Source organism: Acinetobacter sp. F16, from assembly GCF_052712855.1.
On sequence record NZ_JBRATK010000020.1, the window covers coordinates 11,554 to 35,530 of the forward strand.

Annotated in this window: 19 protein-coding genes and 2 pseudogenes; 9 read left to right on the forward strand and 12 right to left on the reverse strand. The window is 42.6% G+C overall.

Going from position 1 to position 23,977, the window contains the following annotated elements; translation table 11 throughout:
* Positions 1–218: 218 nt before the first annotated feature.
* Positions 219–1,499, forward strand: a complete 1,281-nt coding sequence (locus ACU0NF_RS11130) for an OprD family outer membrane porin (RefSeq protein ID WP_445661163.1) — start codon at positions 219–221, stop codon at positions 1,497–1,499.
* A 95-nt stretch (positions 1,500–1,594) separates the two neighbouring features.
* On the opposite strand, the gene ppa is transcribed toward ACU0NF_RS11130, so the two are convergent.
* On the reverse strand, positions 1,595–2,125 hold the full coding sequence (gene ppa / locus ACU0NF_RS11135) for an inorganic diphosphatase (protein WP_131267988.1): 531 nt from the start codon (positions 2,123–2,125) through the stop codon (positions 1,595–1,597).
* Between the two features lie 128 nt (positions 2,126–2,253).
* Positions 2,254–2,652, reverse strand: coding sequence for an MAPEG family protein (locus ACU0NF_RS11140; protein ID WP_445661164.1), 399 nt, complete (start codon positions 2,650–2,652; stop codon positions 2,254–2,256).
* A gap of 106 nt (positions 2,653–2,758) precedes the next feature.
* On the opposite strand from ACU0NF_RS11140, the gene ACU0NF_RS11145 reads away from it, so the two are divergent.
* Positions 2,759–3,139: a hypothetical protein gene (locus tag ACU0NF_RS11145; protein ID WP_445661165.1), complete on the forward strand. Its 381-nt coding sequence runs from the start codon at positions 2,759–2,761 to the stop codon at positions 3,137–3,139.
* 52 nt (positions 3,140–3,191) lie between these two features.
* Here the strand turns inward: ACU0NF_RS11145 and ACU0NF_RS11150 are convergent, their stop codons facing one another.
* The 6 genes from ACU0NF_RS11150 to ACU0NF_RS11175 form a co-directional block, all read right to left on the reverse strand.
* Positions 3,192–4,868 (reverse strand): AMP-binding protein, encoded by a 1,677-nt coding sequence (locus ACU0NF_RS11150; RefSeq protein WP_370982602.1) that lies wholly within the window; start codon positions 4,866–4,868, stop codon positions 3,192–3,194.
* A 146-nt stretch (positions 4,869–5,014) separates the two neighbouring features.
* The gene (parC, locus tag ACU0NF_RS11155) at positions 5,015–7,234 is read right to left on the reverse strand and encodes a DNA topoisomerase IV subunit A (protein WP_445661166.1); all 2,220 of its coding nucleotides are present in this window, start codon (positions 7,232–7,234) and stop codon (positions 5,015–5,017) included.
* Between the two features lie 164 nt (positions 7,235–7,398).
* Positions 7,399–8,718, reverse strand: a complete 1,320-nt coding sequence (niaP, locus tag ACU0NF_RS11160; protein ID WP_445661167.1) for a niacin transporter NiaP — start codon at positions 8,716–8,718, stop codon at positions 7,399–7,401.
* A gap of 136 nt (positions 8,719–8,854) precedes the next feature.
* Complete coding sequence (locus tag ACU0NF_RS11165) at positions 8,855–9,499, reverse strand: trimeric intracellular cation channel family protein (RefSeq protein WP_131267994.1); 645 nt, start codon at positions 9,497–9,499, stop codon at positions 8,855–8,857.
* Between the two features lie 60 nt (positions 9,500–9,559).
* The gene (locus ACU0NF_RS11170; RefSeq protein WP_445661168.1) at positions 9,560–10,027 is read right to left on the reverse strand and encodes a YchJ family protein; all 468 of its coding nucleotides are present in this window, start codon (positions 10,025–10,027) and stop codon (positions 9,560–9,562) included.
* Positions 10,028–10,112: 85 nt separating this feature from the next.
* On the reverse strand, positions 10,113–11,690 hold the full coding sequence (locus tag ACU0NF_RS11175; protein ID WP_131383857.1) for a TerC family protein: 1,578 nt from the start codon (positions 11,688–11,690) through the stop codon (positions 10,113–10,115).
* A gap of 336 nt (positions 11,691–12,026) precedes the next feature.
* On the opposite strand from ACU0NF_RS11175, the gene ACU0NF_RS11180 reads away from it, so the two are divergent.
* Positions 12,027–12,647 carry an LOG family protein gene (locus tag ACU0NF_RS11180; protein ID WP_445661169.1) on the forward strand — a complete coding sequence of 207 codons (621 nt, stop codon included), beginning with the start codon at positions 12,027–12,029 and terminating at the stop codon, positions 12,645–12,647.
* Between the two features lie 71 nt (positions 12,648–12,718).
* Here ACU0NF_RS11180 and ACU0NF_RS11185 read toward each other — a convergent pair whose 3' ends face one another.
* Complete coding sequence (locus ACU0NF_RS11185; protein WP_445661170.1) at positions 12,719–13,687, reverse strand: hypothetical protein; 969 nt, start codon at positions 13,685–13,687, stop codon at positions 12,719–12,721.
* A 418-nt stretch (positions 13,688–14,105) separates the two neighbouring features.
* Here ACU0NF_RS11185 and mdtD point away from each other — a divergent pair, with 418 nt between their 5' ends.
* The 6 genes and pseudogenes from mdtD to ACU0NF_RS11215 all read left to right on the forward strand — a co-directional run bounded on the left by mdtD (position 14,106) and on the right by ACU0NF_RS11215 (position 19,581).
* Positions 14,106–15,497: a multidrug transporter subunit MdtD gene (mdtD, locus tag ACU0NF_RS11190; protein ID WP_445661171.1), complete on the forward strand. Its 1,392-nt coding sequence runs from the start codon at positions 14,106–14,108 to the stop codon at positions 15,495–15,497.
* A gap of 76 nt (positions 15,498–15,573) precedes the next feature.
* Positions 15,574–16,359: a glycoside hydrolase family 25 protein gene (locus ACU0NF_RS11195; RefSeq protein WP_445661172.1), complete on the forward strand. Its 786-nt coding sequence runs from the start codon at positions 15,574–15,576 to the stop codon at positions 16,357–16,359.
* A gap of 234 nt (positions 16,360–16,593) precedes the next feature.
* Positions 16,594–17,439, forward strand: a complete 846-nt coding sequence (locus ACU0NF_RS11200) for an MBL fold metallo-hydrolase (protein ID WP_445661173.1) — start codon at positions 16,594–16,596, stop codon at positions 17,437–17,439.
* 49 nt (positions 17,440–17,488) lie between these two features.
* The gene (dinB, locus tag ACU0NF_RS11205) at positions 17,489–18,544 is read left to right on the forward strand and encodes a DNA polymerase IV (protein WP_445661174.1); all 1,056 of its coding nucleotides are present in this window, start codon (positions 17,489–17,491) and stop codon (positions 18,542–18,544) included.
* Positions 18,545–18,762: 218 nt separating this feature from the next.
* Positions 18,763–18,967 (forward strand): annotated as a pseudogene (locus ACU0NF_RS11210) (shikimate transporter); the annotation flags it as partial.
* A gap of 254 nt (positions 18,968–19,221) precedes the next feature.
* Complete coding sequence (locus ACU0NF_RS11215) at positions 19,222–19,581, forward strand: RidA family protein (protein WP_445661175.1); 360 nt, start codon at positions 19,222–19,224, stop codon at positions 19,579–19,581.
* A 48-nt stretch (positions 19,582–19,629) separates the two neighbouring features.
* On the opposite strand, the gene ACU0NF_RS11220 is transcribed toward ACU0NF_RS11215, so the two are convergent.
* From ACU0NF_RS11220 to ACU0NF_RS11230, 3 genes and pseudogenes are all read right to left on the reverse strand, one after another.
* Complete coding sequence (locus ACU0NF_RS11220; RefSeq protein ID WP_131383869.1) at positions 19,630–20,175, reverse strand: DUF2726 domain-containing protein; 546 nt, start codon at positions 20,173–20,175, stop codon at positions 19,630–19,632.
* 352 nt (positions 20,176–20,527) lie between these two features.
* Positions 20,528–22,948, reverse strand: coding sequence for a YgiQ family radical SAM protein (locus ACU0NF_RS11225; RefSeq protein WP_445661176.1), 2,421 nt, complete (start codon positions 22,946–22,948; stop codon positions 20,528–20,530).
* 167 nt (positions 22,949–23,115) lie between these two features.
* Positions 23,116–23,776: pseudogene (locus ACU0NF_RS11230) on the reverse strand (hypothetical protein).
* Between the last annotated feature and the right edge of the window lie 201 nt (positions 23,777–23,977).

The following is a 23,977-nucleotide window of genomic DNA, read 5'->3' on the forward strand; positions in this document are numbered from 1 at the left end:
AATAATCATCTTTTATTTAAATATATTATTGTTTTAAATAATATTTTAAATAAAATCGATTTTTTTTGAACACTTGTTAAATTTAATTTATGAATTTTTATACAGGAAACGTATAACTTTAATAAAATAAAATGAATAAAAAAAAGATTTATTTACTCTACATTACGTATACAATTCCTCCAATTTCTTCGTCCTATTTTGTATAAGGCTTATTCCCAATGCAAAAAACACAAAAATTAACTCTAGCAGTTTTAATTCAAGCTGCCTTAATCTCAACAGCATATGCCAGTGAACAAAGTGAAGCGAAAGGCTTTGTTGAAGATGCTGAAGGAACTGTTTTATTCCGTACCGGTTATATCAACCGTGATAAAAAAGCTCCTGGCAAGAAAGACCAAAGCTCTGCTGCACAATCTGCGATTGTTAAACTTGAGTCTGGTTTTACCCAAGGTGTAGTAGGTTTTGGTGTAAACGCTGTAGGTGATGCTTCGTTTAAATTGGGCGAAAACAAAAATGCGAATAATGGCATGATTCCTAAGCATGCTGATGGATCTGCATACGATCATTGGGCTCGTGGCGGTGCAAGTGTTAAAGCACGTGTTTCAAATACGACTGTTGAATACGGTACTCAAGTATTAGATTTGCCAGTATTAGCGAGCAATACTGCCCGTATGGTGCCTGAATATTTCGAAGGTACTTTAATCAAGAGCCGTGAAATTAAAGATTTAGAACTTATTGCCGGTAAATTTACAAAAGACCAGTATTCCGATCAAATCAATACTGATGGCCGTCATTTGGATAACGCAATCGTATGGGGCGCGAAATACAAGTTTGATGAGCAATTGAATGCATCTTATTACGGCATGGATTCTGAAAATAAACTTGACCGCCACTATATCAATGCGAACTACACCCTTCCTTTAGCCGAAAAACGCTCTTTAATTTTAGACTTTAACGGTTATCACACAGAATGGGATAAAGAAGCAGGGACTTATTCTTCACCATTAGGTGATTCAGATGTTGAAGGCCGTAGCAACAACATTTGGTCTTTATCTGGTACTTTGAATCAGGGCGCTCATTCTGTCATGCTTGCTTACCAGCAAAATACTGGCAACACAGGCTATGACTACGGCGAAAATGCTGATGGCGCACAGTCGATTTATGTCGCGAACTCATACCTGTCTGACTTCGTCGGCAACCATGAAAAATCAGCACAAGTTCAATATAACTTGAACTTTGCTGACTACGGCATTCCAGGCTTGAACTGGACCACTGCTTATGTATACGGTTGGGATATTAGGGTTGTAGGCACTGCTCAAGAAGGTAAGGAAAATGAGTTCTTTAACCAAGTGAAATACACGGTTCAAAGCGGTTTTGCCAAAGATGCCAGCCTACGCGTTCGTAACTCAATTTACCGTGCTAATGATGCATACGAAAATGCGTACATTGGCGATACCAACGAATGGCGTTTATTCTTGGATATTCCTGTGAAATTGTTCTAATTCACAGTAAGTTCAAGAGATAAAAAAAACCTGCACAATGTGCAGGTTTTTTTTATTTTTGATATTTAACAATAAATGCTAAATACCAAAATCAATTATGCATTTTTGTAAGCTTCAATTGAGCTAAGCACTTCTTGTTTCGCAACATCAGCACCTTCCCAACCACTTAACTTAACCCATTTTCCTGGCTCTAGGTCTTTATAGTGCTGGAAGAAATGTTCAATTTGACTGATCAATAACGGAGGAAGATCTGTATATTCTTTCACGTCTTTGTAAATTGGAGTCAATTTGTCATGTGGAACTGCGACCAATTTAGCATCGATGCCGCCGTCATCTTCCATGTTCAACTTACCGACAGGACGGCAACGAATCACTGAACCTGGTTCAACTGGGTGTGGTGTTACAACCAATACGTCTAATGGGTCGCCATCTAGAGACAAGGTATTTGGTACATAACCGTAGTTTGCTGGGTAGAACATTGCTGTACCCATGAAACGGTCTACAAATAACGCATCAGAATCTTTGTCGATTTCGTATTTGATTGGTGCTGCATTTGCAGGAATTTCAATAATGACATAGATGTCGTTTGGTGCATCTTTACCCGCTGGGATATTGCTGTAGCTCATAGCATCACTCTTTAACAAGTTAAATCTTATTTAAACCGGCACGATTATAACGGTTTTTGAGAATTAAATAACTTTGTGATTATACATCCGCCACAGCAAAATATGTATTTCCTCAGATTGATGCCATCTTAAGTTAATTTAATGACCAGAAGTAATAGGCAAATTGAACAAAGTAAAGACAAGGTCCAGACAATGCTACGTAAAGTTGCCCAATTGGCTAAATAGCAAATGCCGTAAACAATACGGAGCACTATATAGGCAATACCGAAGGTCATGATCACGGCTTGAGGAACCACCATATATTCCGCCATTAAAATGGCAGCAATAAACAAGGGTAAACTTTCAAAACTATTTTGCTGTGCGGCATTGGCACGTGCGGCCAAGCCAGTGGTTTTGGCCAAAAAATCGCGCGGGTTTTGGTTATCTCGTCCTTTAAAGCCAGAGGTTTTTTTTGCAATCATTGTAAAAACGTAAGGCAATAAACATGCAATTAAGATGAGATAGATTATTCCGCTTATGTTTTGCATCTCATTTTTCTCATTAAGATTTTCTGCCCGATATCATAGCATGACGGTTCAGTAATAATTTTTGTTAAATTATAATGTTTTTATTAATGATGAATAAGGATTCCGTATGGCCAGCCCAGATCAGCAAAAAATGTTGGATGTCCTTGAAAAACAGCGCCTGCATCAACTTAAAGTGGATCGTGTACTCAAAATCGTGTTGCCGATTGTGGGATTTTTACTTTCGGTCATGTGTGCCAATTTAAATAGACTCTCTTTGATTTTTACCATTGTGATTTCAATTACCGCACTTTGGATGGTCGGAATTAAACGTCAAGCCCTGTGGATCTGGACGACAGTTGTTGCAATTTACTGCCTACTTGATAATTTCTATAGCTTCGGTTCATTTGATTTAAAGCGGTACCTTTATCAGTTCGGTAGCATCACCACCTTTATATGGATTATGGGTATAGGCCGCCCTTATATCGATCACTGGCTGATGAAAGATTAAAAGTTCAGGTATAAAAAAAGCGCCGAAAACGGCGCTTTTTAAATTGCAGGGTTTATGCTGTTTTACGTAAATCTTTACGCAAGATTTTACCTACGTTTGATTTTGGCAATTCATCCATAAATTCAACATAACGCGGACGTTTATAACCGGTTAAGTTTTCTTTAGCGAAAGCCAGTACTTCTTCAGTGGTTAAAGACTGATCTTTTTTCACCACGAATAACTTAGGCACTTCACCTGATTTTTCATCAGGTACACCAATCACTGCAACTTCCAATACTTTTGGATGTTTAGAAACCACATCTTCAATTTCAGAAGGATAAACGTTGAAGCCAGAAACCAGGATCATGTCTTTCTTACGGTCAACAATCTTGATATAACCACGAGAATCCATCACGCCAATATCGCCAGTACGGAAGAAGCCATTGGTCATGACTTTTTCTGTTTCATCCGGACGGTTCCAGTAGCCTTTCATGACTTGTGGACCACGAATCGAGATTTCGCCCTGCTCGCCTAAGGCAACTTCATTGCCATCATCATCCAGAATCGCAACTTCAGTCAGTGGCAACGGAATACCAATCGTGCCGCTGAATTCCATTGATGACGGTGGGTTTGCAGTCGCAACAGGTGAAGTTTCTGACAGGCCATAACCTTCAATGATATTGGTCCCGGTAATTTTTTTCCAAGCTTCTGCTGTAGAAGCCAGAACTGCCATACCACCACCCATTGCCATTTTAAGGTTGCTATGGTCGAGCTGCTTAAACTCTTCATTGTTCACCAATGCATTAAACAAGGTGTTTACTGCCGGGAAGAATGACGGACGGTATTTACGCAGTTCTTTCATTACTGCAGGCAAGTCACGCGGGTTTGGTATAAGCACGTTCGCCTGACCTTTATACATACCGTACATGGCACATACCATGAACGCAAAAATGTGATAAAGCGGCAATGCACAGAAAATACGGTCATCTTTGGCACCGTCTTGTGCACCAAATTTACTTTGGAATATGCCATCACACTGCAACATGTTCGCAACAAGATTGCGATGGGTCAGCTCTGCACCTTTAGAAACGCCCGTAGTACCGCCTGTGTATTGCAGTACAGCAGTATCACTTAAGGTCAGGTTAGGACGTTTATAATTGCTGGCACTGACTTTCGACATTGCTGCATTGAACTTGATATGACCTGGAATGTCCCAAGCTGGAATTTGCTTACGCACTGAACGCAACACAAAGTTCACTAATGTGCCTTTTAATGCACCTAACATATCGCCAACAGAAGCCACAACCACATGTTTCACCGGGGTTTTACCAATAATGGCTTGATAAACACTGGCAAAGTTTTCAACGATTACCAATGCTTCCGCACCCGAATCGTTTAATTGGTGTTCAAGTTCACGCGAGGTATAAAGTGGATTCACGTTGACCAGAACCAAGCCTGCACGGAATACACCCAATGCAACCACTGGATATTGCAGCACGTTTGGCATCATGACTGCGACGCGAGAACCTTTTGCCAAACCTAAGCTTTGTAAATAGGTGGCAAATTTACGGCTTGCTTCTTCTAGTTCATTAAATGTTAAGACTTTATCCATAAAGATAAAGGCATCACGTGAACCAAATTTTTGAAAATTACGTTCAAAAATATCATTGAGTGAAGTATTTTCTGGTGGTAATTCTACAGTTTCAGGAATCCCCGTTTTTTGGTATTCAGCAAACCAAATCTTTTCCATAATGCCTTTATCTCCAATCTGTAATCTTTAGTTTTCAACTGTTTTCAATGTTATGCGTCATTATTGAACTTATTTATGCATAACATCGCATCCATTTACGCGCATACGAATTATATATAACGTATTTTGATCAATGGATGCTAGTTTTATCTTTGAATGAACAGTCTATTTGCTTTTTGATATCCTCGTGGTAAGAGTTGACCTTTAGTCGCTCTTTTACCTATATATTTCTGAAGATCATCACCTTTTAGTTTTAATTGTTGCTGTCCTGCAACCACTTGAATTATTTCATTTAAACAAAGCAATGTCATGGACAAAATTTGTTCTTTGGCTTCAAGTTGTATCAACTTGTTTCCTTTACCTTTATTTAGGACTGGTAATTCTGACAAATCAATCACCAATAAACGACCAACGGTACTCAAAATCGCTAAATGCGTATTGGCATCCACCATTTGCAATGGCAATGCTTTGGCATCGTCTGATACGGTCAAGAAGGATTTGCCGGCTTTGGCATTGGTATCCAGCTGTTTTGCATTGGATTTAAAGCCGTAGCCTTTAGAGCTTACCGCAATAATTTCCTGATCATCTTCTGCAATCATGACCTGAATAAAGCCAATGCCATTTGCAGGAGCAAGTTTGGAGCTTAAAGGCTCACCCAAACCACGTGCCGATGGCAAACTGTTAACCGCAAGTGCATAACTGCGCCCGGTTTCATCCAGCACATAGGCACGTTGATTCGACTTACCGGTTGCATGACTTAAGTACTGGTCGCCTGCCCGGAAATTCAGGTTTTCTGCATCTACCTCATGCCCTTTGGCACAGCGAATCCAGCCCGCTTCTGACAATACCACGGTGACAGGGTCAGCCGGCATTAAATCCTGTTCGCTAATGGCTGCGGCTTCCGCACGTTGTACGATTGGCGAACGGCGGTCATCACCAAATTTCTTGGCATCGTCTTTAAGTTCAGTAATGATCAGATTTTTTAAGGATTCCGGATTTGCCAATTGTTCACGAATAATCGCTGCTCTGGCCTCTAACTCTTCCTGTTCACGGCGAATTTCCATTTCCTCAAGTTTTGCCAAATGACGTAACTTGAGTTCCAAAATGGCTTCGGCCTGAATTTCATCAATGCCAAAATGTGCAATCAGCTCGGCTTTCGGATGATCTTCTTCGCGAATAATGCGAATGACGGTATCCAGATCCAGATACGCAATGAGAAGCCCGGCCAAGATATGCAGGCGTTTTTCAATTTTATTTAAATGATATTGCAGACGGCGGGTCACGGTATTTTTACGGATTTCAATCCATTCCAGCAAAATACGACGAATCGATTTCACTTGCGGACGACCATCGGCACCAATCATGTTCATATTGACACGATAGCTCGACTCCAAGTCGGTCGTTGCGAACAAGTGACTCATCACCGCTTCGGCATCAATACGATTTGAACGCAGCACAATCACCAAGCGGGTTGGGTTTTTATGATCCGATTCATCCCGAACATCGCTCACCAAAGGCAGTTTCTTTGCCTGCATCTGGTCGGCAATTTGAGTAATGAGTTTTGAACCTGAAACCTGATACGGCAGCTCTGTAATCACTATTTCATTTTTTTCTATCGTGTACACCGCACGCATGCGATAACTGCCACGACCTGTGGTTTGAATTTTTAATAAATCACTTGGTGAGGTAATGATTTCCGCTTTGGTCGGTAAGTCCGGTGCCGGAATATATTCGGCAACTTTCTCATCGCTTAAGTTCGGATTACGAATCAGGGCAATGGTGCCTTTGATCACTTCACGCAGGTTATGTGGTGGAATATCGGTTGCCATACCCACAGCAATACCGGTGGTACCATTCAACAGAATATTCGGGACACGGGCAGGTAGATTGACCGGTTCTTTCATGGAACCATCAAAGTTGTCCTGCCAATCACAGGTGCCTTGACCAAGCTCTGACAACAGCACTTCACTATAAAGTGAAAGTTTGGCTTCGGTATAACGCATTGCCGCGAAGGATTTCGGATCATCGGGTGAACCCCAGTTGCCCTGCCCTTCAATAAACGGATAGCGATAGCTAAACGGCTGTGCCATCAGCACCATCGCTTCATAACAGGCAGAGTCACCATGTGGATGATACTTACCGAGTACATCACCGACTGTACGGGCAGATTTTTTCGGCTTACCGCTATGCTTTAAGCCCAGCTCACTCATCGCATAAACGATACGGCGCTGCACCGGTTTTAAACCATCACTGATATGTGGCAATGCACGATCCATAATCACGTACATGGCATAGTTAAGGTAAGCTTGTTCAGTAAATTCTGCTACGGAACGATTTTCTGTCGCATGATGCACAAGGCTGGTCATAAAAGCGTGAAATCCTAAATAATTCGTTTTTGTATCTACGTTGTTATGCTAAGTCGCAGGTGCAGTCTACACAAGGGCAGTACTGAACACTCTGCGACAAATTGTGTCTTATGGGCTAAAAATATCCACTTTGTAATGTTCAATCAACTAAAAAATCAGCAATTTTACAACCCCATCGATTCTAAAGTCTTGCCTTTGGTTTCTTCGCCCAAGACTAAAATCACCAAAGCCACAGCCAGCAATACCGCGGTAAACATTGTAAAGACGTGACTAAAACCATTGTTCATTACCATCATATGCGTGACCACCATCGGCGCTACAATTCCGCCCATACGACCAATTGCAGATGCCCAACCTGAACCAAAGGCACGGATATTGGTCGGATACTGTTCCGGCGTATAGGTATAAAGCACGCCCCATGCACCCAAGTTAAAGAACGACATCAGGCAACCCCAGAACATAATCATGTTCACGCTATCTGCCTGGCCAAAGAAATAAGCCGAAACGGCACACATGCCAATAAAGCCGGCCAATGTCGCTTTACGTCCCAGTTTTTCTACCAGCCATGCTGCCGCGACATAACCCGGAAGCTGCGCCAAAATCATGATCAGCACATATTCAAAAGACTGCACGATGGTATAGCCCTGTTTGACCAACAAACTTGGCAACCAGGTAAAAATCCCATAATACGAATAGACAATACCGAACCAGATCAGCCAGAGCATTAAGGTACGACGGGCAAATGCACCTGACCAGAGTTGGCGAAATGATATATTCTGTTTTTCCGCAACCGGTTTCACTTCAATCTGTTCAATCACTTCCACGCCACATTGACGTTCCAGTTTCTGAACCAGAGCATGCGCTTCTTCAATGCGTCCACGGTTAATCAAATACGGCACTGATTCTGGCACTTTTTTCAGAATCATAAACACATAAATGGCAGGTAAACCGCCAATTAAAAATGCGATATGCCAGCCATAACTTGGTATCACGAAATAAGACACTAAAGCCGCAACCAGCCAGCCCAAACCCCAAAAACTTTCCAGTAAAACGATAAAACGTCCACGCACTTGCGCAGGAATATATTCACTGACCAAGGTTACCGCAACAGGAAGCTGTCCACCCAAACCTAAGCCCACAATGAAACGAAACACCAATAACCAGGTTAAATTCGGTGCAAAGGCACATAAAGCAGTAGCAATACTATACGTCACCAAAGTAATCGCAAATACGGTACGACGCCCGATCCGGTCGGCCAATCCGCCAGAGAATACCGCCCCAATGGCCATACCGACAAAGCCGATCGACACCACCCAGCCTTTTTCAGCCGGAGTCATGTTCCATTCTTCGGCCATGGTGGTCAAAATAAAAGCAATCAGACCGGTATCCATCGCATCGAACATCCAGCCCAGTCCGATCACCCATAGCAAGGTATAGTGAAACTTACCGATGGGTAAGCGTTGTACACGTGAGACTAAATCCATAACAAGATCTCTGATTTGTTGAAAGGATGCATACTGCTTTCCCAACAGGATTTATAATTTTGCTGATTTTTATAGGTTAACTTAAAAATGATGACGGCTTTTTTCACCGTTCATCTCAGGTGTTTTATGCAAATTGTTATGAAGCATCTTTGGACGATGCCGAGTGATCATCATCATCTTTATAAATGAATTTCGGCATTTCCAGTCCGAAGTAGATCGCGATACAGCGTAAAGAGAAACCGAAAACCAGGGTCGAAATAACAGTCACTTCCAATGAGAAGCCAATCTCCTGGCAAACCCAGTAACAGATGACCGAAACAAAGGAAATACTGGCATACAGTTCACGGCGGAACACCAAGGGTACATCATTGCAGAGGATATCGCGCAGAATACCGCCAGAAACACCAGTAAGAACACCCGCCACGGCAGAAACCACAAAGCCATGTCCCATCTCAAGCGCAATCTGGCAACCAATCACGGTAAAGCCAATCAGGCCCATGGCATCCAGAATCAGGAAGATCGAGCGTAAATGACGCATCCATTTGGCAATCAGGATGGTGACAAAGGCAGCCGCACAGGTCAGCACAAGATATTCAGGATGTTTGACCCAAGTCAGTGGATAATGTCCGAGCAAGACATCTCGAACTGAACCGCCACCAAGTGCAGTCACACAAGCAATCAGCGTCACCCCAAACCAATCCATACTACGCCGACCAGCGGACAAAGCCCCGGTCATGGCTTCGGCCGTAATCGCAATAATATAAATCACTAATAGCAACATTGCCCTTCTTCCACTGAGGGTAATAGATGCGCGTTATTCTAAGTCAAATTCAGATGAAATTTACAGATATTGTGCACAACATTGTTTAAATTTTTTCCCCGATCCACAAATGCAGGGTTGCTTCATGCTGGTTTGCATATCAGTAGTCGGATCAAGGAAATACCACGCTCCATCATGTCGCACAAAATGTGAAACTTCATGATGAACCTGAGCCTGTTTACCATCATGGTAATGTGCCTTAAATTCAACTTGTGCATGATTTTTATCTATTTTTTCTTTGGCTTGCACAATTTCCAGCTTGAGCCACTGGTTGGATTTACTCCAGTCAGCAATGGCGGTCACATCCAAGGCCTGCTGCTGGCCAAGGGCTGTGGTTTTAACAATATAATCAATCTCATGCTTGGCAAATGCACTATAACGTGAACGCATCAGCTGTTCTGCGGTTTGCGCCTTCACCTGCCCTACATGTAGCGGCTGGCAACAGCTGGCAAACATTCCTAGACCACATGGACAATTGCTTTCTGACATCAAATTTTCCCAATAAAAAATAGCCCGACGATGCGAGCTATTTTAATCAATTATCTAGGTTTAAAAACCATATGCCGTAATTTAGTTAATCATCGGCATCATTTTCAATTTGCGGAATGATATGGACTTTATCAATCTTATGGCCGTCCATCGTCACCACTTCAAAGATATAACCATCGGCTTCAAGCTTTGCGCCACTTTCCGGTAAATGACCTAGGTGATGCAAGATATATCCCGACAAGGTTGAATACTGTTCAGACTCGTCTACCAGGTCACATCCCAAAAGTAAGGAGACATGACGGATATCGGTAGAACCTTCAAGAATTAAAGTGCCGTCTTCCAAACTTTCTGCCGCAGTTTCAAATTCATCTTCATCCGGGAATTCACCTGCAATCGCTTCAAGCACATCAATCGGGGTTGCAATGCCTTCAATCGAACCGTATTCATTCAGGACAATCGCCAATTGTAACGGTGCTTGGCGTAATTGCTCCATCACCATCAACACTTGGGCATTCTCATGCACAATCACCGGTTCACGTAAGTGACGTTCAAAATTGAGTACACCGGTTTCAATGTATTCATTCATTACTTTATGGGTCAGCACCACACCGGCAATATTGTCCAGCTCGCCATGCGCAACAATTAAACGCGAATGGGTCATGCTCAACAATTGTTCTTTAATGGCAGCATCATCTTCGTCTAAATCAATCCATTCCAGTTCAGGACGCGGCGTCATCACCGATTTCACCGGCCGTTCAGACAGTCCAAGCACCCCTTGCACCATCACACTATGATAAGCACCATTTTGTTCATTAAAGACTTCGTCGGCAAATGCACGGGTTGCAAGTACATCTTCAGAATCATTATTTTGCGATTCTGACTTGCCACCGAGCATACGCATCACCGCAGAAGCGGTACGGTAACGTAAGTCTGTGGTGGTAACCATTTTCTCCTGATTACGGCGCATGGTCTGGTTAATAAACTCAACCACCACCGAGAAACCAATTGCAGCGTATAAATAGCCTTTTGGAATATGGAAACCGAAACCTTCAACAATGAGTGAGAAACCAATCATCATCAAGAAGCCAAGACATAGAATCACCACGGTTGGATGCTTGTTGACGAAATCCATCAGCGGTTTCGATGCCCAAAGCATAATGCCGACTGCAATCACCACCGCAATCATCATGACAGACAGGTCTTTCACCATGCCGACTGCAGTAATTACGCTGTCGAGCGAGAAAACTGCATCCAGCACCACAATTTGAACAATCACCATCCAGAAAGCAGCATGCACCGGATTTTCTTCTTTCTGCGGCTGCGTTCCTTCAATGCGTTCGTGCAGTTCCATGGTGCCTTTAAATAAAAGGAACACACCACCAAACAACAGAATCAGGTCTCGGCCGGAGAAAGGATGCTCCAGAATATGGAACAGGGGTTCGGTTAAGGTCACAACCCAGGCAATGGAAGCCAGCAGAACCAGGCGCATAGCCAAAGCCAGGAGCAATCCGACAATACGGCCTGCATTGCGCTGGTGTGGTGGAAGTTTTTCCGCCAAAATCGCAATAAAGACCAGATTGTCGATCCCGAGAACAATTTCTAAAACCACCAAAGTGGCCAGCCCAATCCATGCAGATGGATCTGACATCCATTCAAAGATCATTGGATGTTCTCCTGCAGCGGATTGAGGTCTGATTTTAGGGGGTTCATATTAAAATCGGCGAATATTCTATGAACAGCATTCTGTATAGTTTTTGCGGAAGAATTGAGATGTTCAGAGCGAGGACAACCACTACCCATGTTGATTCATTTATTGGAAAACAGATTTTTAGTATAGCAAGATGAACTGGAAATTCATCTTTTTTTCAGTCCTCCCCCTTTTCTCTTCCCCGGTTTTAACAAATCTTTGCAAAGCCTGTGCATGACATCACATGCCGTGTCATATTTTCAGACTAAGCTAGAGCATGAAAAAATAAAGTGCTATGGTAAAAATATAATGATGGACAGTGTATTAAAAATGACTCCAAAACATAAAAATCCTACTCCCAAAACTACTCAACCTTTAATTGCCCTGTATTGCGGCTCGCGTTCAGGCAACAAGCCCATTTACCAGGAAAAAGCCATTGCTCTGGCTCAAAGTCTGTCGGACTTGGGTTTTGGACTGGTCTATGGCGGTGCAAGTATTGGCTTGATGGGCCAAGTCGCTGATGCGTTCAGACAGCGGGGCGGTCAAACCGTCGGGGTGATTCCAGAATTTATGCTGGATTATGAAATTGCGCATAACCAGCTTACCGAGTTGCATATTGTAGAGAGCATGCATGAACGCAAAGCCATGATGGCGGAGCGTGCCAGTGCTTTTGTTGCGCTGCCTGGTGGCTTGGGCACCTTTGAAGAAATTCTGGAAATTGCCACTTGGGGCCAACTGAATCAGCACCAAAAACCGATGATGCTGTATAACGTCAATGGCTTTTATGACGCTTTAATTGCCCAGCTTGATCATGCGGTCAGTGAAGGCTTTTTACCGCCACAGCATCGGGCGAAACTGATTATTTGCAATCATGCAGATCAGATTGTGAATGCGATTAAAAATCTGGGCGCTCCAAAACATTTTGCCATTTAAATATATTTCATCACATTAAAAAACAATAAAAAAGCGAGCTCATGGCTCGCTTTTTTATTGCTGTGTATGCGCTATAAGTTTGAAACAAAGTTATAGAACCAAGGCAGCGTTGTCGCTAAAACAACACTCATGATTAAACCGATCATCAGCTTCATCGCATCTTTACTGACATTGCGTGAAGTCCGATATTTATTCACTTCAGCCAGATGCATCGACATGGCAAATTCACGACCGGCAAGCAGACCCAAGAATACCCAGGTGGTACTCATTGGAATATTACTCCACTCTTTAAACACCAGTAAAATCAGGGCATAAATAAAATCGATAATAGTTGCGGAACGAATATCGGCCACACCGGTTTTGGTGTCGATAATTTTCTGGATGGCGCCGCCACGCTGGTAGAAAATCATGCCCAATAGAACGACAAAAACCAGAATCGCAAAAATCAAGAATTCCAGCGGAACCTGACGCGGTACATAGACGAAAATATTCGCCAGATCCTGAATCAGCCATTGGCTCCACAGAAACGCCGTAGACACCCACTGCACACCAATCCAGACATTAGAAACTTTATGATCTCGGGTTTTACTGAAATAAACCGAAATGCCTTTAATCACAAAACGGTAAACAATGATGGCCACCACAAACGCAACGGCATAGCCCATCATCGATTTGGTCAGCATTGAACCCAGGCTGCTTGGCGAAAAAATGGTAAGAACTAAAAATGTGGTACTGACCGGAATGCCGTATTTGGTCAAAATGATCAGCAATATAGGCGGAACAATATATAGCCAAGTGACCCCTCCCTCTGGAAAGGGAATGGTTTCGAGACGGCCATAAGAAGCATCGCCTACACCGGACGCCCACCAGCCATAAAGCAAGACCACACTTAAAATACTGCTGGTGTATAACCACAGCACCCACCAGGGACGATGCGCATTGGATGAAATAAAGGTACCTAAGGTTTGCGGCACATCATTTCCGACAATTGAATACGCGGCTAGACAGAAGCCAACAATCATCAAAATTTCGATTGTCATAAAAACAAAACCTTTTTCACCAATTGAAAGTACTCATCCAGCGCGGCTGGAGGTTGGGCCAGATTATGACAGTTTTATGTCACTTTAATGACATAAGCTCGACAAGATTTTGTTATCGTCGATAAATAGCAGCTTAATGTTGTTTTTATCTGCAATTTTTTTATTTCAAATAAACTGGATGGCTAACGGTTAAATGACCAACTTCATTGCAAGGAAATGCGCAAAAAGCTGAACGTTGATCTGGATTCAATTTGCTTTGCTTGAAATTTCAACTATTTTATCAATCAAGGCTTTGCATTGAATGACTATCCGATATCTGCTTGATTGCACTTTGCAGACGATCGATAGAACAACTTTTTCTTACACTAGGTTTAGATGATTCCTTTAAACTATTTAAAAATTTCACTTTTATACTTTTATGAACGCCACGCCATCACATCAAGCCTTACAACCTGAATTTAGACTGCTGGTCTTTTTAGTGTCTATTGGCTTTTTTATGCAAGGTCTGGACACCACCATTGTCAATACCGCGATTCCTGCAATGGCGGTAAATCTGGGTGAAGATCCACTGCAAATGCATAGTGTCGTGGTGGCTTATGTGCTTTCCGTGGCTGCCTGTATTCCATTAAGTGGCTGGCTGGCAGACCGATTCGGGGTACGCAATACCTACTTTAGCGCAATTGTCATTTTTACCCTGGCATCTTTAGGGTGTGGGCTTGCCAACAGCTTAAATGAACTGCTGGTCTATCGGGTCATTCAAGGAATTGGCGGCGCATTATTGTTACCTATTGGCCGTTTGGCGATGCTCAAAGTTATTCCGCGTACCCAGTTCTTGTCTGCCATGAGCTTAATGAGTCTGGCAGGACTGATGGGTCCACTCATTGGCCCGACACTGGGGGGGTGGATGGTCGAAGTGGCGACCTGGCACTGGATTTTTCTAATTAATATTCCAATGGGGCTTTTGGGCTGTTTAATTACAGTTAAAGCCATGCCGAATGTCACAGAACCTACGGTTAAATCATTCGATTTTTCCGGTTTTATATTGCTGGTGATTGCCATGGTCGGCGTTTCAATGGGAATCGAAAACTTTTCTAGCCCGCATCAGTCCTTATGGTGGAGTACTGGATTAATCACTGCAGGTTTAATGGCGGCTGCTATTTACGCCTATCATGCGCATAGTCATCAAAATGCACTGTTCCGCAGTAAATTGTTTAACAATCAGATTTATGCCATTGGAATTGTCGGCAATTTCTTTGCCCGCCTAGGCGGCAATGCCATGCCCTTTTTAATTCCCCTAATGTTGCAGGTCGCCTTTGGTTTTGAACCTTTTATCACGGGTTTGTTGATGATTCCGACCGTGCTCGGTTCACTCGCATCCAAACCGGTTATTCGCCAAATTATTCAGCGCTATGGTTATCGTAAAGTATTGCTGATCAATACCTTATTGGTGGGTGCTTGTATTGCCAGTTTCGCCCTGACTACCGCGGATACGCCTATCTGGTTGCGTGCCTTGCACTTCTTTATTTTTGGTATGCTGAATTCTCTGCAGTTTGTGTCGATGAATACATTGACCTTGAAGGATTTACCGCAACAGGATGCCAGTAGCGGCAACAGTTTCTTATCGATGATCATGATGGTGTCGATGAGTATTGGCGTGGCTTTGGCAGGAACCTTAGTAAACGTCTTCACAGCGTATTATGGTACCGATCACATCACTACAGCCTTCCATAGCACCTTGATTTTCCTCGGTTGTATTAATATCATCACGGCCTGCATTTTCTCGCGCATTCCCCGCAACACGCCTGTTTAGCCTGATTGAAAAACAACGTGGTCTGAAGCTTCAGATCGCGTTATCATGTGTTCGGTCAATCATCCCTAAGTTCTTTATGCCTCAAAAACGACTCGCCCAGAACAGCCATAAAAAGCTTTATGCCTCTTGCGCAGGCTTGGTGCTGATTTGCGTCGCAATTGTCGTTTATGTTTTTGTATTGCATCATAATCCTGCCTCGGCACAAGAATATCCGGTCAAGGGTTTTGATGTGTCGCATCATCAAGGTGACATTCAGTGGAAACAGATTTCCCCGAAAAACTATCAGTTTGTTTATCTGAAAGCCACTGAAGGCGGTGATTTTAAAGATCGAAAATTTCAGGACTATTGGCTGCAAGCACGCGAGAATGGCCTGATGGTCGGTGCCTATCATTTTTATCGTTTATGCCGTGATGGTGAAATTCAGGCAGAAAATTTTATTGAAACCGTGCCCAACAAAGCCGATGCCTTACCGCCGGTAATTGATCTGGAATATGACAGCAATTGCATCAACACCTATACCAAGGAACAGCTACTTAAAGAAATTCAGCTCATGCACGACCGGCTGTATCAGCATTATGGCAAACAACCCATTTTTTATATTTCCAAATCATTTTATAACATTATTTTAGCTGGGGAATTTTCCAAAACACCGCTGTGGGTACGTGAATATCAGGGTAAGCCGGACTTAAAAGGCAAGCCGAAATGGTTGTTCTGGCAACATACCAATCAGGGAACCATCAAAGGCATTGCCAAAGTTGTCGACTTAAATGTGTTTAATGGTGATCAATCTGACTGGATCAGTTTTCTAGAAAAAAATAAGATTTACACTCAGAAATCAATTGAAAATTTACCGAAAAAATAACAAGATAAGTTTAAATCTTAATCAATAATAAAAACAGCACCCCCCTACAAACAGGAAAATTATGTCGATCAAAAAAGGACTTTGGGTTTCATTGGGACTGCTTATTCTGTTTTTGGTGGCTGGCATGTTTTTTTTACTGCAGCCTTCCGGTCAAGTATCTGATTTTCAAAAATGGCAATATCCAGCCGCTGAAAAAACCGCCTCAACTTCAATGCTAAAGGTGAAGTTTTTGGTGTGTCGACGCTGCTTTTTGATGATGGCAAAACCCAGATTCTGATCGATGGATTCTTTAGTCGTCCTTCCCTGTCTCAAGTGCTGTTTCAGAAAATTCAAAGTCAGCCTGAAGTGATCCAGCGGATGATTCAGCAACAGCACTTACAACGCACTCAAGCGATTTTGGTCACCCATTCTCATTATGATCATGCACTGGATCTTGCAGAGCTTGGCAAGCAACTTCCCCAGACAAAAATTATCGGTTCAAACAGCACCTTAAATATTGCCCGTGGTGGGGTCGTTCCCGAACAGCAGTTAATCCCGGTTCACCCCCTACAACCCATGTATTTTGGCGAGTTCAAAGTCTCTGCCATTGCTTCGCAACATACCCCGCCGACAGCGGTGAATAATGATTTGGGTGAGGAAATTCTCCAACCCCTGCAACAACCGGCACGTTTTTCTTCATTTAAAGAAGGTCATAGTTTTGATTATCTGATTGAATATTCAGGTCAGCGAATTTTAGTTAAAGCCAGTACCGGTGCAGTGCCCAATCAATTGAAGAATTTAAAGGTCGATACCTTATTTTTAGGCATTGCCCAGTTTTCACGCCAGTCAACTGAATTTCAGCAAAACTATCTGAATCAAACCCTTAAGACATTAAAACCCAAAGTGGTTGTGCCCATCCATTGGGACAATTTTTTCAAGCCTGTAGATCAAGCTTTAGAATTTTTACCTTATCTGGCGGACAACACAGACGAGAGCTTAAAAATTCTGATTCAGGCTGCTGAACAACAACACACACAGGTGGTTTTACTCAGTCGGCCTGTGTCGTATCCACTTGATCCTGCTCTACAATCTCAGCCATGAAGATGAGATACTAAAGCTAGACCGAATTAAAGGCAGAATTTAGCACTGCATGAAAAAAATCATTCACATCGATATGGATGCTTTTTATGCCTCCGTGGAACTCAAAGACCGACCTGAGTTAAAGCATTTACCCGTGGTGGTTTCCTCGCATCATCCACGCGCGGTGGTTTATGCGGCATCTTATCCTGCACGCGAGTTTGGTCTGCGCTCAGCCATGCCGATGTCACAAGCCAGAAAACGCTGTCCTCAAGTGGTGGTGATTGAACCCAATTTTGAAAAATACCGTGCTGTCTCTGCCCAGATTCACCAGATTTTTCAGCGTTATACCCCGCTCATTGAACCCTTGTCTCTAGATGAAGCCTACCTGGATGTCACGGACAATTTACAGAACATTGCCAGTGCAACAGAAGTTGCCATGCGAATTCGGGAAGATATTTTTCAAGTTACCGGTTTAACCGCATCGGCGGGTGTCGCTCCAAATAAGTTTTTGGCTAAAATTGCCTCGGACTGGCATAAACCCAATGGTATCTGTGTGATCAAACCCTCACAGGTGCAAAACTTTATTCAACATTTGCCGCTGAAAAAAATTCCCGGTGTCGGTAAAGTCACCCAGGAAAAACTCAAAATGCTGCAATTAGAAACCTTGGGCGATTTACAGCAAATTGAAGAGGCCATGCTGATTCAACATTTTGGCAAATATGGCAGGCAGCTGTTCCGCTATGCGCAAGGGATTGATGAACGTCCTGTTCAAGCTGAGCGTGAACGGCAACAAATTTCTAAAGAAACCACCTTTGATGATGATCTGACTTTAATCCAATGCCAGAATTATTGGCCCAAATTGATGGATCAAGTCTGGCAAAGTTTAGAGAAAAAACAACTCTGTGCACGCGGTGTTTCGGCCAAACTCAAGCTGAAAAATTTCCAGGTATTACAACACAGTAAAAGCTTTAAACAGCCCTTAGAAAACCAGAAACAACTGCAGGATGTGCTTCAGCAATTGCTGATTGAAATGCAGGTTCCTGAACATTTTCAATTTCGCTTAATTGGCGTTGGGGTTTACCAACTTTCTGACCAGCAGGATCAGCCCCAGCTTTCTCTTTGGTAAGCATTTGAATATTTTTCAATCAAAAGAATAAAATTAGACCAATTAATGATACACAATGATTGTTTTTGCGGTACTCTATTGGCGCGATGCATTTATCCATGTAGCCGCTGAGATGCTAAAAATCACCTTTACTTTTAGCATGCTGTCCTGTGATTGGCGTGACGATCAAATCCGAATATTACAGGGCAACTCTGTTCAACCATGGAATTCCCTCTTGCATGTCTTCTGCAAATATCTCTGTACATCTCCAAGAACAACGCGCGTAAAGCTGCACTCAGTAGTTTCATTGGGGCTGTTGTCGACTGGTACGATTTTCTAGTTTATGGCATTGTTGCCGCACTCATTTTTAAAGACCAATTTTTCCCAAGTATAGATGGCAATATGGGCACCCTCGCTGCGCTTGCAACTTTTGGGGTCGGCTTTTTTATTCTGACTCAATTTTTAATCCTGTATTTGCTGACTAATTTTGTCCTGAATGATTGAACCCAAAAATTTATGGCAGAGATGCAGTTCTTTTTAAATATCAAGCTTAGGGTCGGTGCAATCAGCGGTTGCAATATTCCATTTTTTGTCTGGATTTACAGATCGTCTTGATCATCCGAAAATAGGGTTGATGGTGAGTTTGATTGGTGCCCTTATCGCTGCGATAATACCCCAAAACACAGGATTAAAATTTTATGAGCGTTCAGCGTCTACATGTAGAACAGCGTTATTGCGAAGTGGCAATTTCAGGAAATATGGTGCATTTGGCGGGTCAATTGGCGAATGACACTTCACTGGATATTAAGGCGCAAACCCAGGAAACACTGAATAATATCGATCGTCTATTGGCAGATGCATGTACAGATAAAACCCATATTCTATCTGTGATGATTTTCTTAAAAGATATAGAACAAGACTATGCTGCAATGAACGAAATTTGGGATGCTTGGGTGGCTGAAGGTCAAGCGCCTGCACGAACTTGCGTTGAAGCAAAGCTCTATGCACCAGATGTTTTAGTGGAAATGACGGTCACTGCTGTTCGTGCTTCACGTTAAAGGAAATAAATGAACAAGCATGAAAGTATGGCTTCATGCTTGTTGTAATTAACCTACAATGCGGATTTTTTTTCGTTCCAGCTCAGGATAAAAACTATACTTCTTTGGGGTATCTTCAACCTGTGTATCTAGCTGATTGTAAGTAGATTGTTCAAGAAAGAAATCTTGTCTTAACTGATAATATTCAGGTACATCTTCATAGCGAATCACACGATATCCGGCCATAGCTAAAAGTGCATCCTGATATTGCGCATTCTGTGGACGTTTTAATGCCATGGGATCATCAAGTGCAATAATCGCGCTCACTTGATGATGTTCATCAAGCACCACAAAGTCTGCCACCATATTGCGATATTTATGACGGGTTCGAGAGTATTTGGTCGTCAATAATGCATCAAATGAAACATGTGCCAATACAGTACTCTGCGGCAATATTCCCTTGAGTCTTGTATAGGTTAATTGTTCATTAATATTAAAAATAGCCCTTTGTTTTAAAGCGCTATCTTGCTGTTTAGTACTGCTTTCCAGACTTTTCCAAGCCATACACAGTACACAGAATAGGAGTAAGCTCCCGACCAAAATATAAACCATCATCCTCTTAGTCCTTTAAATTTTTATAATCTTTTTCGGTGTCACACCGATTGTTTGTTATGAAATTCAGTATACAACTCTTATTTTTATTAAATATTTCAAGTAAACAAACTGCATTGAATGATGACGAAACCATCATAAAAGCTGACAAAAAGTTGCACTGATTTTATGCTCATTATTAATGTCTAAATTAAATCCATTATTAGACATTTAAAGTACTGTATCGCAAGGCTGAGTGCTGATGCAACAATACTTTTAGCTATTGTCCTACAATTCCGACGAGCTGTTTAATTCCTGTTATTTTTTAATGAATTATAAAAAAAGAACGCCTAAGCGTTCTTTTTCATTTTCTAAATCAGGCTCTCGATTTCGGCTTTGGTTTACCTTTTGGCTTCGGTCCACCAAACGGTTTTTTAGCATCCCCTGTTTCACGAGGTGGCAAACCGGTATGCTGAGTCAAAATCTGACCTTTTTCAGGACGTTTTTTGGTATTCGACGGGCGTGACGGGTTCGCTGCGGAATTATTACGAACAGCATTGTCACCGCTACGTTTTTGCGAATCACCGGCAACAGTTGAGTTTTTCTTACGCGCCGATTGATACTGACCTTCGGTGCCCGCAGGCTGATAGGTCGGAATCAAATGCTGTTTCGAGTTACCAATCAGGTCTGAACGGCCCATTTCTTTCAATGCTTCACGCAATAATGGCCAGTTATTCGAATCATGATAACGCAAGAAGGCTTTATGCAAACGACGACGCTTGTCCCCTTTCACGATGTCAACATTTTCAGTATAGCGCGCCACTTTCGCCAACGGGTTTTTACCGGTGTAGTACATGGTGGTTGCTGTCGCCATTGGTGAAGGATAGAAAGTCTGTACCTGATCGGCACGGAAACCATTCTTCTTCAACCAAACTGCCAAGTTCATCATGTCGTAATCGGTGGTACCCGGATGCGCCGCGATGAAGTAAGGAATGAGGTACTGTTCCTTACCTGCTTCCTTGCTAAAACGGTCAAACATCTGCTTGAAGCGATCATAGGTACCAATACCCGGTTTCATCATCTTCGATAATGGACCTTTTTCGGTATGTTCCGGGGCAATTTTCAGGTAACCACCGACGTGATGCTGAACCAGCTCTTTCACATATTCAGGGTTCAACACAGCCAAGTCATAACGCAGACCTGAACCAATCAGAATTTTTTTAATGCCCGGTAAAGTACGTGCTTTACGATACAACTGGGTCAACGGTGCATGGTCGGTATGCAGGTTTTGACAAACACCCGGGAATACACAGGATGGTTTACGACAGTTTTTCTCAATTTCAGGATCTTTACACTGCAAACGATACATGTTTGCAGTCGGTCCACCGAGGTCAGAAATAATACCGGTAAAGCCAGGTGCTGTATCACGAATTTTTTCCACTTCACGCAGAATAGATTCTTCAGAACGGTTTTGAATAATACGACCTTCATGTTCAGTAATTGAACAGAAAGTACAACCACCAAAACAGCCACGCATGATGTTCACAGAGAACTTGATCATGTCAAATGCTGGAAAACGAGCTTCGCCATAAGATGGGTGCGGCAGACGTGCATAAGGCAAGTCAAACACATAATCCATTTCCTCGGTAGTCAACGGAATGGGTGGCGCATTCAACCAGACATCACGTTCACCATGCTTTTGTACCATGGCACGGGCATTACCGGGATTGGTTTCCAAATGCAGAATACGGTTGGCATGTGCATAGAGCACCGGATCACTAGCGACTTCTTCAAAAGCAGGTAAACGAATGACAGCCAGTTCACGTGGCGGTAATTTATGTTTAATCGCTTTGGATGGCGCAGCTTGAAGCTGAACAATTTGGGTATCGGCGTCCAGATTATCCCCTTCACGGATAATTGGATTGGCAACCGGTTCTTTTTGGAAATTTTGATATTGAGTTAAAGAATTACCTTTATCTTTTTCTATTTCACAGCCGTCTAAATCTTCAGTCATCACATAAGGATTGATGATTGCATCCACACGTCCAATGCTATCGACATCATTCGATGCAATTTCAACAAACTTGGCTTTAGATGCACGGTTATGTTTATTAACAATAAATGCTGTACCACGAACATCGGTAATTTCGTGGATTTTTTCACCTTTGGCCAAACGGTGCATGACTTCAGTAATAGAGCGTTCGCCATTACCGTACATCAATAAATCCGCTTTTGAATCCATCAATACTGAACGACGGACTTTGTCTGACCAATAATCATAATGCGCAATACGACGCAATGATGCTTCAATCCCGCCCAAGAGTACGGGTACGTCAGGGAATGCTTCACGGCAGCGCTGACAATACACAGTCGCCGCACGGTCTGGACGTTTGTTCGGCTGATTGTCCGGTGAATAAGCATCATCGGAACGGATTTTACGGTCAGCCGTATAACGGTTGATCATGGAATCCATATTCCCTGCGGTCACGCCCCAAGCAATGGTTGGTTTACCCAATACACGAAATGCTTCAGGATCGGTCCAATCTGGCTGAGCAATAATCCCCACACGGAAGCCTTGCGCTTCAAGGGTGCGTCCAATAATGCCTGAACAGAAAGATGGGTGGTCGATATAGGCATCGCCACAAACTAAAATAAAGTCACAGGCATCCCAGCCGAGTAGATCCATTTCCTCGCGTGACATCGGCAAAAATGGCGCGGGTTCAAAACAAGACGCCCAATATTTGTCGTAATCAAACAACGCGGTCGGCGCTGTCTGTGCGGTATAAGCTGTAGACATGGCTAGCAAATTCTCGGCTGGCAGATGGAAGATCTTAAAATTAGATCAAAGATGAAAGCCGATCATTTTACCATGAATTCCACTCATATTCTTGATTAAAAAATACACAAAAACAGAGGTTTAAATTCTTAATTATTTGACACTTATGATGATGGGCGATGATGAAGTTATATGGCAAAAAATAATTCTAATATCAGCACACAACTAATAAATAAGGCTAGGCCATTCCAACCATAGTTTTCCCAGACTAAACCTCTACTACTGCCCAAATACTGAATCCGATGTAGTAACTAAAAAGATAAAGTGAAGAACCCACTGCAAGATACGATGAGACTTGCACGGATACTCAACTACTTGAGGTTGAATGGGCAGCCAAAAATGAAAGAGTAAATAACACCAGTTTCCATAAAATCAGCCCAATCGAAGGAAGTAGCATTCGTCATAAACCGATCAGCATGCTTATAAAAATTACAGGAAGGACTGTATCTCACCCAAACTTGCTACCCTAATGAGTTGCACGAGATAAACTATAAATCCCGGTAATAACGGCCAAATTTTAAAAAAGGATTCTTTCAAATGAGAAAAGCGAATCGGATAGGGTTTAAAGTGTGTAGATGAGGATAATTCCTATCGCAAGCTCAACCGTAGAAAAGGATAAAGGGAAACTGATATGTGTCGGAGAAACAGCAAAGAATTTTGCAAAGATCGGCACTATCGGCTGTACACAATACAATGATGAAAAAGAAGCAAATCCTGCTAAAAATAATGAGAGAAGAAGAACTTGGAACCATATTCGATGTGAGTTGGCTTAGAATTAGAAACAGGCATAAAAACTCCGTATACCTAATAAGTACAGTACAGCTATGTTGCCAGACTATATAGCCAAAAATGAATTCAAGTTTGTACCGGGAATATACTTCAAGCATAAAAAATCCCCCTCGGCGTATGCGGAGGGGGATTTTCAGGAATAATGAGCTGGCGATGACTTACTCTCACATGGGTAACCCCACACTACCATCAGCGCAAAGA